Origin of the sequence: Shinella sedimenti, assembly GCF_022601905.1 — a bacterium.
Lineage (GTDB): Bacteria > Pseudomonadota > Alphaproteobacteria > Rhizobiales > Rhizobiaceae > Shinella > Shinella sedimenti.
The window spans coordinates 1-14,467 of record NZ_JAKVIN010000019.1 but is presented as its reverse complement, the minus strand read 5'-3'; the positions used below and the strand labels follow the sequence as shown (position 1 = coordinate 14,467).

At 62.5% G+C, this 14,467-nt stretch carries 11 protein-coding genes and 1 pseudogene; 3 read left to right on the top strand and 9 right to left on the bottom strand.

From position 1 onward, the window contains the following. Nucleotides 1–241 (top strand): hypothetical protein (locus MKI86_RS23615; RefSeq protein ID WP_241605949.1); only part of this gene is annotated, 241 nt, incomplete at its 5' end. A gap of 74 nt (nucleotides 242–315) precedes the next feature. Further along, nucleotides 316–2,274, top strand: a complete 1,959-nt coding sequence (locus MKI86_RS23610; protein ID WP_241605947.1) for a M23 family metallopeptidase — start codon at nucleotides 316–318, stop codon at nucleotides 2,272–2,274. A 70-nt stretch (nucleotides 2,275–2,344) separates the two neighbouring features. Here the strand turns inward: MKI86_RS23610 and clpB are convergent, their stop codons facing one another. The 8 genes from clpB to MKI86_RS23570 form a co-directional block, all read right to left on the bottom strand. Next, on the bottom strand, nucleotides 2,345–4,951 hold the full coding sequence (gene clpB / locus MKI86_RS23605; RefSeq protein WP_241605945.1) for an ATP-dependent chaperone ClpB: 2,607 nt from the start codon (nucleotides 4,949–4,951) through the stop codon (nucleotides 2,345–2,347). A 253-nt stretch (nucleotides 4,952–5,204) separates the two neighbouring features. After that, nucleotides 5,205–5,867, bottom strand: a complete 663-nt coding sequence (locus tag MKI86_RS23600) for a DUF4167 domain-containing protein (RefSeq protein WP_241605943.1) — start codon at nucleotides 5,865–5,867, stop codon at nucleotides 5,205–5,207. A gap of 330 nt (nucleotides 5,868–6,197) precedes the next feature. Next, nucleotides 6,198–7,067 carry a peptide chain release factor N(5)-glutamine methyltransferase gene (prmC, locus tag MKI86_RS23595; protein ID WP_241605941.1) on the bottom strand — a complete coding sequence of 290 codons (870 nt, stop codon included), beginning with the start codon at nucleotides 7,065–7,067 and terminating at the stop codon, nucleotides 6,198–6,200. Then, nucleotides 7,064–8,149: a peptide chain release factor 1 gene (gene prfA, locus MKI86_RS23590; RefSeq protein ID WP_241605939.1), complete on the bottom strand. Its 1,086-nt coding sequence runs from the start codon at nucleotides 8,147–8,149 to the stop codon at nucleotides 7,064–7,066. The genes prmC and prfA overlap by 4 nt, the downstream gene beginning before the upstream one ends. Before the next feature lie 22 nt (nucleotides 8,150–8,171). Beyond that, a complete protein-coding gene (gene ptsP, locus MKI86_RS23585; protein ID WP_241605937.1) occupies nucleotides 8,172–10,439 on the bottom strand; it encodes a phosphoenolpyruvate--protein phosphotransferase in 2,268 nt (755 codons plus the stop codon). Nucleotides 10,440–10,525: 86 nt separating this feature from the next. Further along, entirely contained in the window at nucleotides 10,526–11,800 is a 1,275-nt protein-coding gene (locus tag MKI86_RS23580; protein WP_241605935.1) for an aspartate kinase, read from the bottom strand. Between the two features lie 128 nt (nucleotides 11,801–11,928). After that, nucleotides 11,929–12,495, bottom strand: coding sequence for a class I SAM-dependent methyltransferase (locus MKI86_RS23575; protein ID WP_241605933.1), 567 nt, complete (start codon nucleotides 12,493–12,495; stop codon nucleotides 11,929–11,931). A 16-nt stretch (nucleotides 12,496–12,511) separates the two neighbouring features. Continuing rightward, nucleotides 12,512–13,468, bottom strand: coding sequence for an oxidoreductase (locus MKI86_RS23570; protein WP_241605931.1), 957 nt, complete (start codon nucleotides 13,466–13,468; stop codon nucleotides 12,512–12,514). Between the two features lie 90 nt (nucleotides 13,469–13,558). Here MKI86_RS23570 and MKI86_RS23565 point away from each other — a divergent pair, with 90 nt between their 5' ends. Beyond that, a complete protein-coding gene (locus MKI86_RS23565) occupies nucleotides 13,559–14,197 on the top strand; it encodes a TetR/AcrR family transcriptional regulator (RefSeq protein WP_241605929.1) in 639 nt (212 codons plus the stop codon). Between the two features lie 87 nt (nucleotides 14,198–14,284). On the opposite strand, the pseudogene MKI86_RS23560 reads toward MKI86_RS23565, so the two are convergent. Next, nucleotides 14,285–14,467: pseudogene (locus tag MKI86_RS23560) on the bottom strand (carbohydrate ABC transporter substrate-binding protein); the annotation flags it as partial.

Sequence of the window (14,467 nt, the reverse complement as noted above, 5' to 3'; positions counted from 1 at the left end):
TCGTCGGCCGCCAGAAGCGCCGCCGCTCTCGTTCGATGAGCGGCGTTATAGGACCATCATTCCAAACCGTCAACAGCGATGTGACGTTTTTTTGAAAAAATCTGCAAAAAGATGGGTTTGGCCCGCCGAACCCTCGGCTTTCCAGGCTTTCAAAGGTCGTGACGGTTCAAAACATACGCTCCGCCCTCAGAAATTCACATTCGGCGCCTCTAGAAGAAGGCTTGTGATCCGCGCGATTTGACTCGCACGCCCTCCTGCGTGCATCTTCCCGCGCGAAATACAGATGAGAGCGGCATAGGACGTAGCGCAATCGGCATGACCACCGACCGGAACATGATCCGATCCCTCGGCAACCAGCCGCCGATCATCGCGGACGGGCGCAAGGCGCCCGATCGCCGCGAGATTTCGCTACGCTGGCTTTCCGGCACGTTCCTGACGGGCATAACCTCCTCGATCCTGATGGGTGTGGCGCTTTTTGCGGCCCTCGACGGACGCCAGCAGCTCGCCATCCCCGCAGAGGCCTACGCAGCGCTCGGTGCGCCGAACCAGACAAGCAAAAACGGCGAGACGGCAAAGCGCGGTCAGCGCGTTCTCGAGCCGGCCATCGTGACGAAACCGTCCGACAAGAAGATCATGGAGATTTCCACCATGATCCATGACGGAGAGAAGGAAGTGGTGCGCCGGCAACCCTTCGCGCATGTGAAGATGGCGCTCGCCGCCAATCACGCGACGACGGAGGATTATCCGCGCTTCGATCCCCTGGCGATCTTCTCCACCAACGGCAAGGACGCGGCCCCCGCCTCGCGCATGGGCACGATCTACGGTTCGGACGTCGAATCGGAAGTGGCGCTTCAGACCGACGCCTTTCCGAATGGCGGCGCGAGCCTCGACTATGCGGACCAGATGTCGATCGAGGAAGTCGAGGAGAACGTGCGCACCAACGGCTCGGTTCTGACCGATGGCAGTACCCAGGTCGCCTCGCTCTATTACGTCGACCCCCAGCGCTTCGCGTCCGAATCTTCCGATCTCGACCTCCTGCAGGGCCTGACCGCCCGCGTGGTCGAGGAAAACATGAGCGTTTCGAGCTTCGACACGTTGACGCCCGATGACACGGAATATGCCGACGACGTGATTCCCGTGCGGCGTGCGGCCGATATCGACGAGCTCATGACCGCCGCAGGCTACAGCAAGGCGCAGGCCGAGGACCTCTCGGACTATTTCGCCAATCAACTCGGAAACAAGGAACTTGCCGAGGGCGACGTGCTGCGTATCTGCGTCTCCCAGCAGCGTAATGAGGCAAGCATCGTGCGCGCCACCATCTATTCCGGTGGCCGCCATGTCATGACGGCTGCGCTGGACGACAAGGGCCGCTTCGTCAAGGGTGCGGAGCCGCCCGTGCTCGATGCCGTAGCAACGGCCTTCGACGATGACGACCGACCGACGATCATTGCCGGCCGCGACCTGCCGCGCGTCTATGACGGCATCTACCGCGCCGCACTGTCCTACGGCATGGGCCAGGATATGACGGCCGAGATGATCCGCATCCTCGCCAGCAATGTCGATTTCCAGGCGCAGCTGCGGCCGACGGATTCACTCGAGGCGTTCTTCTCCGTCACGGACCAGAACGGCACGGCCGCTGAAGGATCCGAGATTCTGCTTCTCGACGCCAAGTTCGGAGACACCGAAACGCGGGTCTACCGTTTCCAGAACCCGGAAGACGATTCCGTCGATTATTACGATCGCGACGGCAAGAGCATCCGGCAGTTCCTGTTGCGCAACCCGGTTCCCAACGGCGTGTTTCGCTCCGGCTTCGGCATGCGGCGCCATCCGATCCTCGGCTTTTCGCGCATGCATACCGGCGTGGACTGGGCCGCCCCACGTGGCACGCCGATCATCGCGGCCGGCAACGGCGTCGTGGAAAAGGCCGGCTGGGATTCCGGCGGCTACGGAAACCAGACGCTGATCCGGCACGCCAACGGATATGTTTCGTCCTACAATCACCAGAACGCCATCGCCAAGGGCATCAAGCCCGGCGTCAAGGTAAGACAGGGTCAGGTCATCGGGTATGTCGGTTCGACCGGCCTCTCCACCGGCCCTCACCTGCATTACGAGCTGATCGTAAACGGCAACAAGGTGGATGCCCTGAAAATCCGCCTGCCCGGCGGAAAGTCGCTAGAGGGCAAGGCGCTCGCGAAGTTCGAAAGCGAACGCAAGCGCATCGACGATCTGCTCGGCAGCGGCGAAAGCTCGACCGAACTGGCCGAAACGCGCTGATCCAATCCGAAAAAACGGCAAAAAGCGCGGGCTTTCACCCGCGCTTTTCATTTTTATGCAATGCGGACGGTCAGGCCGCCTTGCTGACCGCGGCACCGCGCGGCGAAAACAGCAGGCGGTCGGAGCCCGAAGTGACCTTGACGATCGACCCGTCAGGGATGTCACCCGCCAGGATCTTCTCGGCGAGCGGGTCCTGAAGGTGCTTCTGGATCGCACGCTTGAGCGGACGCGCACCATAGACCGGATCGTAGCCCTTCTCGGCCAGCCAGTGCACGGCCTCCTCGTCCAGTTCGAGAACGATCTTGCGATCTTCCAGAAGCCTGCGCAGGCGGGCCATCTGGATATCGACGATCGCACCCATTTCCGACCGCCGCAGGCGATGGAACAGGATGATCTCGTCGACGCGGTTCAGGAATTCCGGGCGGAACGCCATCTTCACGACGTCCATCACCTGGTCGCGAACCTTGTCGCTGTCCTCGTTCTCGCCGAGCGCCGTCAGATATTCGGCACCGAGGTTCGAGGTCATGATGATCATCGTGTTGCGGAAGTCCACGGTGCGGCCCTGACCATCGGTCAGACGACCATCATCGAGAACCTGCAGGAGCACGTTGAAGACATCCGGATGCGCTTTCTCGATCTCGTCGAACAGTACGACCTGGTAGGGCCGACGACGGATGGATTCGGTAAGCGCACCGCCTTCCTCATAACCGACATAGCCGGGAGGCGCGCCGATCAGCCGGGCCACGGAGTGTTTCTCCATGTATTCCGACATGTCCATGCGCTGGATCGCCGTCTCGTCATCGAAGAGGAAGCGGGCGAGCGCCTTGGTCAGCTCCGTCTTGCCAACGCCGGTCGGGCCGAGGAAGATGAACGAGCCAATCGGCCGGTTCGGATCCTGCAACCCGGCGCGGGCGCGGCGCACGGCACGCGAAACCGCCTGGACGGCATCGCCCTGACCGACGACCCACTTGGCGAGCTCGTCTTCCATCCTGAGCAGCTTGTCGCGTTCGCCTTCCAGCATCTTGTCCACGGGAATGCCCGTCCACCGCGACACCACATGTGCGATGTTGTCGGCGGTCACGACCTCCTGCACCATCGGATCGACATCTCCGGCATCACGGCCTTCGGCTTCCTCCAGCTCCTTTTCGAGCTTTGGAATAATGCCGTAGGCCAGTTCGCCGGCGCGCTGGAATTCGCCCTTGCGCTGAGAAATCGCAAGTTCGTTACGCAACTCGTCGAGCTGCCGCTTGAGATCGGCGGCGCGGCCCAGCTTGGATTTTTCCGCCTGCCAGCGTGCCGTCAGCGCAGAGGCTTCCTCCTCGATCGCCGCGAGGTCGATCTCGAGTTTTTCGAGACGATCGTGCGATGCGCGGTCGGTTTCCTTTTTCAGGGCCTCCCGCTCGATCTTCAGCTGGATGATCCGGCGGTCGAGTTCGTCGAGCTCTTCCGGTTTGGAATCCACCTGCATGCGCAGCCGCGAGGCGGCTTCGTCCATCAGGTCGATTGCTTTGTCAGGCAGGAAGCGATCCGAGATGTAGCGGTTTGAAAGGGTCGCGGCGGCGACAAGGGCCGAGTCGGAGATCCGGACCTTGTGGTGCTGCTCGTACTTCTCCTTTAGGCCGCGCAGAATGGAGATTGTGTCCTCCACCGTCGGCTCGTTCACCATCACCGGCTGGAACCGGCGGGCGAGAGCCGCGTCCTTCTCGACATGCTTGCGATATTCGTCAAGCGTGGTCGCGCCGACGCAGTGCAGCTCACCACGGGCAAGCGCGGGCTTCAGGAGGTTGGAGGCGTCCATCGCTCCCTCCGCCTTGCCGGCGCCGACCAGGGTGTGCATCTCGTCGATGAACAGAATGATCTCGCCGTCTTCCGCCTGCACTTCGGCAAGAACGGCCTTCAGGCGCTCCTCGAATTCACCGCGATATTTTGCACCGGCAATCAGCGCGCCCATGTCGAGCGCCATCAGCTTTTTCTCTTTCAGGCTTTCGGGCACGTCCCCATTGACGATGCGCAGCGCGAGGCCTTCGGCGATTGCCGTCTTGCCGACGCCGGGTTCACCGATGAGAACCGGGTTGTTCTTGGTGCGGCGCGACAGCACCTGGATCGTGCGGCGGATTTCGTCGTCACGGCCGATGACCGGATCGAGGCGGCCCTCCCGCGCGTCGGCGGTCAGGTCACGGGCGAACTTCTTCAGCGAATCAAAACCCTGCTCGGCGCTCGCCGTATCGGCGGTCCGGCCCTTTCGGATGTCGTTGATGACCTGATTGAGTTTCGTGGCCGTCACGCCGGCCTTTGCCAGAATATCCGACGTCGCAGCGGATTTCTCGATAGCCAGTGCCAACAACAGGCGCTCGACGGTGACGAAGCTGTCACCGGCCTTGCTGGCGGCGTCCTCGGCGGTGGTAAAGACCTTGGCAAGCGGCTGCGACAGGTAGACCTGCCCGTTGCCGCCGGAAACCTTGGGCAGCTTGGCAAGGGCAGCATCGTTGGCGATCCTTGCGTCACGCGCATTACCGCCGGCCCGCTCGATGAGCGAAGTCGCCATGCCCTGCTCGTCATCGAGCAGCACTTTCAGCACATGTTCGGGGGTGAACTGCGGGTTTCCGTCCGCGAGCGCCTTGGTCTGAGCGGATTGCAGAAAACCGCGAACGCGTTCGGAGTATTTTTCGATATTCATATAGGCCTCCATAACTCGGCCGGCCCTTCAGGCACCGGTCGATGATTCAGGATAAGGCTCCCTCAAAGGCAAGCCTCTCATAAATGCGATAGGCCAGCCTTGCTGCCGGTCAATCGCCTGTGAGGAATATGGTAGCGAATTTTTCGGAATTAAAGGAGCGCAGGCCCCGTCGCCGCAGATTTTTCCGGCACTTGCCGAAACGCAAGAACCCGGCACGAAGCCGGGTTCTGCAATGGTTAAAGGCAGGTTTTGCCTATTCGGAAGCGGTTTCGAGGGCCGGGGCGTCGTCGCCGCCGGACTGACCGTCCTCACCACCTGCAGCCTGGGCCTCTCCGCGGCGCGGGCGGCGCGGACGGGCGGCAGCGCGGCGACGCGGTGCACGGCCGGAAGCGGGCGCAGCACCTTCTTCTTCGAGTGCCACTTCCGCCGGCGTTCCTTCGATCACCGGCTGTGGGCCGGAGCCATCGACAACGGGTTCGTCAGCGGCCACAGCCGCCGCGGCAGCAACGGGAGCCTGCTGCTCCTCGCCATGCCCGACATCATCGTCATGATCCCGGTCAAAACCGTCGCGATCATTGTAGTCATTGCGGTCGCCGCCATCGTGGCGGTCTTCGCGCGGAGCGCGCTCCTGCATCTGCGCCTGTGCAGCAGCGATGATGCGGTTATAGTGCTCTGCGTGCTGGAGGTAGTTTTCCGCGATGACGCGGTCACCGGCGCTCTGGGCGTCGCGAGCCAAGGCTGCATATTTTTCTGCAATATGCTGGGCCGTGCCCCTGATTTTCACATCCGGACCAGAACTGTCGTAAGTTCGCGTCAACGGATTACCGCCCTTGCGGTGGTTGTTGTTGTTATTGTTATTATTGTTGTTGTTATTATTACGCCCGCGGCCGCGCTTGTTTTGCTGTCCTGGCCTCATATGTCACTCACCTAACGTATCCATGTATCGATGATTCATGTATCTGCAGCTTGATCGGGACACGCCAGATCAAGCATCCTTACCCGCGGGCAAACCACGCCGGCCGGTGGTCCTGTCGCCGTAAGACGTCAAATTAACAGGTACCCGCACAGGGAAGTCTTCAACCCTAGCAACTCTTCGAGAGAGCAATCCTCACGATCGGGTCACGCGGCACAAATCGCTGCGCCATGACCTCTTGCCCAGTGCGTGGCCGCAACGTATCCCGCTTCCTTCACAATTCCAAGCTTTTTCTTTGCGACTGCGGAATTTGCTGCAATGCGGCAGCATAGGTTACAAAGATACTGTCTTGGAAAAGACGAGGACACGATCGTTGCCGCCAAGATCCTCTACCGCTGCGATTCGCGCAAAACCTTTTTCGCGCATGATCCCGGTTACGGATGTCTTCTGGTCGTAGCCGATCTCATAAGCCACCAGGCCGTCCTGCCCGAGGTGATCGGAGGCACTGTCAGCTATGGCGCGATAGGCATCGAGCCCGTCGTCGCCGCCATCCAGCGCCAGTATCGGATCATGCAGCCGGACCTCTTCGTCCAGCGTCTCGACCACGGAATGCACGATATAGGGCGGATTTGACACGATAATGTCGAACACCCCGGTCACCGCCGCAAACCAGTCGCTTTCAACCACTTCGAAGCGGTCCGCGAGACCATTCATGTCGGCATTGCGCATCGCGGTTTCAAGGGCGCCGCTGGAGACATCAGCGCCCACGCCCGTTGCCCCCGGCACCAGATCGAGCAGGGCAAGACAGATCGCGCCCGTGCCGGTTCCAAGATCGAGAATACGGCAAGCGCCCCGTTCAGCAACGAAGCGGCGCGCATAGGGCACAAGCGTGTCCACGAGGATTTCGGTGTCCGGTCGCGGTTCAAGTGTATCAGGGGACAGCATGAGGTCGAGCCGCGAGAACGCGCGGCGACCGAGGATGCGATGCACCGGTTCGCGCGCGGCGCGACGCTCTATCGCACTCCGAATCATCGCCAGCTGTTCGGCTGGCAGAGGGCGGTCTCCATCGACAAGGAAGGCCGTGGACGAGAGATTCAGAAGCCCGTCGAGCAAAATCCGCGCGTCGCGTGCCGCATCCGCAATGCCCGCTTCTTCGAGGCGGCGCCGCGCCGCGGCAAGCACCTCGGCAAGCGTCGTGCTCATGCCCGGCCCTGTTCGCCAAGCTGCGCCAGAAGGCCCGCCTGATGATCCGCCAGCAGCGCGTCCACCACCTCGTCGATCTCGCCCATCATCATCCGGTCGAGCTTGTAGAGGGTGAGGTTGATGCGGTGGTCGGTCACGCGCCCCTGCGGGAAATTGTACGTGCGGATGCGCTCGGAGCGATCGCCGGACCCGACCTGGCTCTTGCGGTCGGCGGACCGTTCGCTGTCGGCGCGCTGCCGTTCCATGTCATAGAGCCGCGAGCGCAGGATCTGCATGGCCTTGGCGCGGTTCTGATGCTGCGACTTCTCCGAACTCGTCACCACGATGCCGGTCGGCAGGTGCGTGATGCGAACGGCAGAGTCCGTTGTGTTGACGTGCTGACCGCCCGCGCCGGATGAGCGCATCGTATCGATGCGGATATCCTCGGGCCGGACCTCGACATCGATCTCCTCGGCCTCGGGCAGAACGGCGACCGTCGCCGCAGATGTGTGAATGCGCCCGCTTGCCTCGGTCTCGGGCACCCGCTGGACGCGGTGGACACCCGATTCGAACTTCAGCTTGGCAAAGACGCCCCGGCCGGTAATGGTCGCAATGATTTCCTTGAAGCCGCCGGCCTCGCCTTCGCTTGAGGAGATGACCTCCACCTTCCAGCCATTGGCGGCGGCATAACGCTCGTACATACGGAAAAGGTCGCCGGCAAACAGAGCCGCCTCCGAGCCGCCGGTGCCTGCGCGAATTTCGAGGATCGCACTCTTTTCGTCGGCGGCATCCTTCGGGAGAAGCAGGATCTGCATCTCCTTTTCCAGCGCCTCGAGCCGCTCCTTGAGTTCCGGCATCTCCATGTCCGCAAGGTCGCGCATCTCGCGGTCGGTCGTCTTGTCCGCCAGCAGCGCCTCGAGATCGCCGAGCTCGCCAGCGACCTTCTCGTATTCGCGCACCTTCGTCACGACCGGCTGAAGCTCGGAATATTCGGAGGCGAGGCGCACATAGGTCTCCGAATCCGGACCCGCCGACATGCGGGCCTCGATCTCGCCGAAACGGCGTTCGAGTTCGCGCATCTTTTCAACGGGAAGCTTCGCCACCGTTCAGACTCCCATCATTTCTTTAAAGCGTAATGCCGTTCTCGGCCGCGAAGTCGGCAAGGATCTGGCGGATGGAGGCCACCGGCCGCAGATCGTCGAGCGCCGGCATCAGCACCGATTCCAGCTTGGCCACATCGAGCGATAGCAACATCGACTTGACCGGCCCGATCGCCGCCGGTGACATCGAAACGGAACGGAAACCGATGCCCAGCAGCGCCATGGCCGAAATCGGCTTGCTCGCCATCTCGCCGCAAAGTGTCACCGAGGTCTCGTTGCGCTCGCCGGCGCGAACAATGTCGCGCAGGATGCGCAGGAACGGACGGCCCAACGTATCGAAGCGATCAGCGACACGGGCATTGCCCCGGTCAACCGCCATCGCAAACTGGAAGAGATCGTTCGAGCCGACCGACACGAAGTCGACCTCGGTCATCAGTTCATCGAGTTGCCAGAGCAGCGCCGGCACTTCGAGCATGGCGCCGAACTGCAGCTTCTTTGGCAGCTGTTCGCCGATCTTCGACTGCCGCTGGATTTCCTTTTGCAGGAGGCCGCGAACCTCGCGCAGCTCCGAAACCTCCGTCACCATCGGCAGCATCAGCCGTAGATCGGCGCCGGCGGCGGCGCGCAGCATGGCGCGAAGCTGCGTACGCAGCAGGCCGGGCCGGTCGAGTGACAGGCGAATGGCCCGCCAGCCGAGCGCCGGGTTTTCTTCCTCGGCCGCGCGGAAATACGGCACGACCTTGTCGCCGCCGATATCGAGCGTGCGAAACGTCACCGGGCGTCCCGCGGCGTGCTTCAGCACATTGCGGTAAAAGGCTTCCTGTTCCTCTGCCTTTGGCATCGTCGAGGCGATCATGAACTGAAGTTCTGTGCGGAAGAGGCCGATGCCGGACGCGCCGGATTCGTTGAGATGCGGCAGGTCGACCAGCAGGCCGGCATTCATCTGGAGATTGATCTCCCGCCCGTCCTTCGTCACCGGCTCGACAGCGCGCAGCGCGCGATACTGTTCCTGCCTGCGAGCGCGGAAACGTACTTTTTCCTCGTAGGAGCGCTGGAGATCGGGAAGCGGGCGCAGGTGCACGCGCCCGTCATCTCCATCGATGATGATCGCGTCGCCGTTTTCCGCCAGCGCGACCACCCCGGCCGCCTGCCCGACGACGGGAATACCCATCGCACGGGCCACGATGACGACATGGCTGGTGACCGCGCCGTCCTCCAGAACGAGGCCACGCACGTTCTCGCGCGGATAGTCGAGCAGTTCGGCCGCGCCCATCGCGCGCGCCACGACGATCGCATCATTCGGGAAGTTGCTTGCCGAAAGCTTCGCGCCGTAGCCGGTGAGCTGGCGCAGCAGCCGGTTGGCCAAGTCGTCGAAATCGTGCATGCGCTCGCGCAGATACGGATCCGTCAGGCGGATCATGCGCGCCTTGGTTTCGCTCTGCACGCGCTCGACGGCGGCCTCGGCGGTGAGACCGTTGCGGATCGCCTCTTCGAGCTTCCTGACCCATCCGCGGTCATGCGCGAACATACGGTAGGTTTCGAGCACCTCGCGGTGCTCGCCCTCCATCGACACCTCCCGGCGCGACAGCATGTCGTCGATGGAAATGCGCAGCGACCCGAGCGCTTCACCCAGGCGGCCGAGCTCATGCTCGGAATCCTCGTTGAGCAGATTGGTGACGACGATGCGCGGCTCGTGCAGCACGACATAGCCTAGACCAATGCCCTCGCCGAAGCTCGCCCCCTCGATCGAGACGGGCCTGGACAGGTCGAGTTCTAGGCCAGGCTTGGTGAGCTTCTTCAACTCACCCGTCGCCACCATTTCGGCGATCACCATCGCCGTCGTTTCAAGAGCCTCCACCTCATCCTCGCGATAGGTGCGGCTTGCCTTGTTCTGTACAACAAGCACGCCGAGCGCCCTGCCCGTCCGCAAGATGGGGACGCCGAGGAACGAATGGTAGATCTCTTCGCCCGTTTCCGGGAGATAGGTGAAGGCGGGATGCGATTGTGCGTCGGAAAGGTTCAGGGGCCGCGCGGACGCGGCAATGGTGCCGACGAGACCTTGCCCCATTTTCAGCTGGGCAAGGTGAACAGCACCGGGATTGAGACCTTCTGTGGCGTAAAGCTCCAGAACGCCGTCGGAACGCAGCACGTAGACGGAACACACTTCCGCGACCATGTTCTGCGCGATCTGGCGCACGATCTGGTCAAGGCGTTCCTGCGGCTCTAGCGGCTCCGCCATGATTTCGCGCAGCCGCTTGAGAAGAACGCGCGGACCCGCGGAGAGGTCTCTCATCGCGTGGCGTCTCCCGAAAATGACATTACTCCACCGGCGCATGCCCACGCCGGCGATCCTGAGATCGACGCCGAGTCAGCCGGTGCTTACTTCTTATCGAGACCGTAGACGGAATGCAAAGTCCGAACGGCAAGTTCGGCATAGGGACCGTCGATCAGGATGGAGATCTTGATCTCCGAGGTCGTGATCGCCTTGATGTTGATGCCCTTCTCGGCGAGCGCGCGGAAGGCCGAAGCGGCAACGCCCGCATGGCTGCGCATGCCGATGCCGATGACGGAAACCTTGACCAGGCCCGTCTCGTGCTGGATCACGTCGAAGCCGACCTGCGCCTTTGCGGCTTCCAGAACCTTGAGCGCCTTCTCGACGTCACCGAACGGGACCGTGAAGGTCATGTCGGTCTTGGAGCCGTCCTCGGAGATGTTCTGGACGATCATATCGACATTGATATGGGCTTCGGCCAGCGGGCCGAAGATCGCAGCGGAAACACCCGGCCGGTCGGCGACGCGGCGGAGCGAGATCTGCGCTTCATCCTTGGCATAGGCGATGCCGGTTACGACTTCCTGTTCCACGATCTCATCCTCATCACAAATCAGCGTACCGGGCGGGTTCAGAAGATCGCCCATGCCCGGCGCATCGGGGTCCTCGAAGGAGGAACGAACGAAGGTGCGCACCTTGTGCACCATGGCCAGCTCGACGGAGCGCACCTGAAGAACCTTGGCGCCGAGCGACGCCATTTCGAGCATTTCCTCGAAGGCGATCTTCTTTAGGCGGCGGGCCTTGGGCTCGATGCGCGGATCGGTCGTATAGACGCCGTCCACGTCGGTATAGATATCGCAACGGTCTGCCTTGACGGCCGCAGCGATGGCGACCGCCGACGTATCCGAACCGCCGCGACCGAGCGTCGCCACGCGGTTATCAGGGCCGAGCCCTTGGAAGCCGGCAACGACGGCGACCTGGCCCGTGCCCATGCGGCGAATCATCTCTGCGCCGTCAATGTCGAGGATACGAGCCGCGCCATGCGCGTTGTCCGTGCGGATGGGGATCTGCCAACCCTGCCAGGAGCGGGCATCGATACCCATCGACTGCAGCGCGATGGCGAGAAGGCCGGCAGTGACGAGCTCGCCCGAGGCGACGATGGCGTCATATTCGCGCGCATCGTAGAAAGGCGAGCTTGCACCCGTCACCTTCGGCATGTTCTGCACCCATCCGACCAGTTCGTTCGTCTTGCCGGACATGGCCGAAACGACAACCGCCACCTCATGGCCGGCCTCGACTTCACGTTTTACATGACGGGCCACATTGTGGATACGGTCGAGGTCCGCGACGGAAGTCCCGCCGAATTTCATCACGATGCGTGCCATGGGTATGTACCGCTATTCCATATGTGCGCGCGGGCGCGCGGGAGAAACCGCGGCGTCTCTTAGCCGAAGACCCAGCGCTGTGCAATGCGCAAACTGTACCAATGGGTACGGTGCGGCGGAAAGGCACTCTAGCGGGCGCGACTGATGCGGTAAACGAAGGCGGGCGGCAGATTGCGCATCGTGCTCCCGATGCGGACGGCGGAGAGATCCAGCCGATCGAGAACGGCGCGCGGAACGGGGCACCGCAGACCATAGGTGAACTGATAGAGGGCTGCTCCCTCGCCAAGGCGACTGAACGTACCGGCGAGAATGGCGAAGACCTTCTCGGGACGCATGGAAAGCAGGGGCAGACCACTGATCGCCGCTCCCGCCGGTTCTGGGCAGAAGCGGGCGAGCTTGGCCGCATCCGCACAGACGACCCTCGCTTTCGGGAAGCGCATCTGCAGAAGGCCAGCAAATTCCGGCCCGTTCTCCACGAGAACGATATCCTCCTCCGCGACCCCACGCCTCAGCAGAGCACGGGTGAAGACGCCGGTCCCTGGTCCAAGCTCGATCACCCGTCCCGTCTCGGGCCCGATCTCGCGCACGATCAGATCGGACAGGGAATTGCCCGACGGCGTAATCGAAGCCACCCGCAGCGGGTCGCGGATCCAGGCACGGAAGAAATGGCAGGAGTCCATCGTCGCTGTCGTCATTGGTCGTGCTCCGCAGTCACATCGGGAATTTCAGATGGGTAAGCGTCTCGGAAAGCGTCCAAAGGCGAACGGCGAGATCGCGATCCGTCGCTGCCGGCAAGGGTCGCACGCGGGACGGCGGGCCCCGCATTTCACGAAAGCCGGCCGGGCCGATGAACTCGCCCCCGTGAAGTCCTTCCGCCGTTGCGGCATAGAGCTGATTCAGCACGCCCTGCTCCGCATCCTGGGCGAGGAACCGGGTGCCAATGCGCATGAAGACATGCAACAGGCCTGTGGTGCCACTGGTCTGCAGGTTGGTCGCGGCGAAGCCGGGATGCGCAAGTATACTGATGACCGGCAGTCCGGCAGCCTTCAGCCGCCGGTCGAGCTCCAGACCGAACAGCACATTTGCGAACTTGGACTGAGCATAAAAACCAAGCCTGCTGTAGCTCCTCTCGCCCGTGAGGTCTTCGAAATGGATACGGCCGCGGCGATGAAGGTCGGAGCTGACCGTAACCACGCGCGCGCCGGTCGCCTTGGATAGCAAAGGCAGCAAGCGTAGCGTCAGGGCGAAATGCGCGAGATGGTTGACGCCGAACTGCGTCTCATGCCCTTGCCGGGTCAGCCCGCGCGGCGGCATCATCACGCCGGCATTGTTGATGAGAAGATCAAGCGGAAGGCCGTCCGCCACAAGATGTTCGGCGAAGGCGGCGACGTTGTCGAGATCGGCAAGATCGAGCCGGCGACGCTCGACGGCGGCATCCGGAAGCTCGGCCTTGATGCGTCTCAGCGCCGCCTGTCCCTTGGCCTCGTCGCGTGCCGTCATGATGACGCGCGCACCCTTTCGCGCAAGGTTGCGGGCCGTCAGAAAGCCGAGCCCGCTATTGGCGCCGGTGACGACGGCGAGGCGCCCGGTCTGGTCGGGCATGCTTGCCAATGTGAACGATGCCCCGTCTGTCGCCTGCTGGGTGGTTGCCACATCGACTGCACGCATTATGATACCCTCGCGGAAAATCTGAACAGTGTTCACATTGAACTAGCGCAGAATCTTTACACTGTAAAGATACCTTTGGGTGAGAATGCTATGAAAAAGACGAAGACCGCCGAACGCGGCTATCACCACGGCGACCTGCGCGATGCGCTGATCCACGCCGCCGATGACCTGCTGGCTGAAAAGGGCCTCGAAGGGTTCACCCTGCGCGAGACAGCGCGTCGCGCCGGCGTATCACCGGCCGCCCCCTCACACCATTTCGGCGGCTCGCCCGGCCTCCTGACAGAGGTGGCGGCTCTCGGCTATCAGGAACTGGCCGACCGGCTCAAGGCGGCTGGCGCGAACGGCTCGCCGGCCGACCGGCTCAAGGCGCAGTGTGTCGCCTATGTGCGGTTTGCCGTGGATTTTCCGGGCCGCTTTCACCTGATGTTTCGCCATGATCTCCTTCTGAAGGAGAAGCCCGCGCTGGAGGCGGCAACCGAGCAGGCGTGGGAGGCGCTGGCAAAAACCGTACTTGCCATCCGCAATCGGCCGGACGATGCCGAACTCGATCAGGACGGCGAGGCCATGCTTATCGGCATCTGGTCGACGGCGCACGGCTTTGCCCATCTGACGCTCGACAAGAAACTCGCGCGCGTGGTCGATTGCTGCGGGGAAGAGCATGACGACGGAGCGCTTGAAACCCTTTTTCCCACCATCATCGACACGCTCTGGGTGAAAAAACTCGGCTGAAACGAAAAGGCCCGCGCACCCCAGGGCACGCGGGCAAGAGTGATCGAGAATATCGGCTGCGGGCGAAAGCCGCCCGCAGCCCTGCACTCACTTCTGCCAGGATTTGACGAGTTCGTCATAGTTGACGGTGGTTGGTTTTTCCTTTTCGTTTTCGATCTTGAGCTGTGGTGCGAGGTTGCCCTTTGCGACGGCATCCTTGTTCCAGTATTCGAGATCGTGCTCTTCGGCGAGCTTGGGTCCCATGTCGCCCTGGACGCCGGCGCGTTCGAG

Excerpts from the sequence above, each read along its gene's own strand:
- MKI86_RS23610 (WP_241605947.1), top strand. The coding sequence starts at position 316 with ATGACCACCGACCGGAACATGATCCGATCCCTCGGCAACCAGCCGCCG.
- clpB (WP_241605945.1), bottom strand. The coding sequence starts at position 4,951 with ATGAATATCGAAAAATACTCCGAACGCGTTCGCGGTTTTCTGCAATCC.
- MKI86_RS23600 (WP_241605943.1), bottom strand. The coding sequence starts at position 5,867 with ATGAGGCCAGGACAGCAAAACAAGCGCGGCCGCGGGCGTAATAATAAC.
- prmC (WP_241605941.1), bottom strand. The coding sequence starts at position 7,067 with ATGAGCACGACGCTTGCCGAGGTGCTTGCCGCGGCGCGGCGCCGCCTC.
- ptsP (WP_241605937.1), bottom strand. The coding sequence starts at position 10,439 with ATGAGAGACCTCTCCGCGGGTCCGCGCGTTCTTCTCAAGCGGCTGCGC.
- MKI86_RS23580 (WP_241605935.1), bottom strand. The coding sequence starts at position 11,800 with ATGGCACGCATCGTGATGAAATTCGGCGGGACTTCCGTCGCGGACCTC.
- MKI86_RS23575 (WP_241605933.1), bottom strand. The coding sequence starts at position 12,495 with ATGACGACAGCGACGATGGACTCCTGCCATTTCTTCCGTGCCTGGATC.
- MKI86_RS23570 (WP_241605931.1), bottom strand. The coding sequence starts at position 13,468 with ATGCGTGCAGTCGATGTGGCAACCACCCAGCAGGCGACAGACGGGGCA.
- MKI86_RS23565 (WP_241605929.1), top strand. The coding sequence starts at position 13,559 with ATGAAAAAGACGAAGACCGCCGAACGCGGCTATCACCACGGCGACCTG.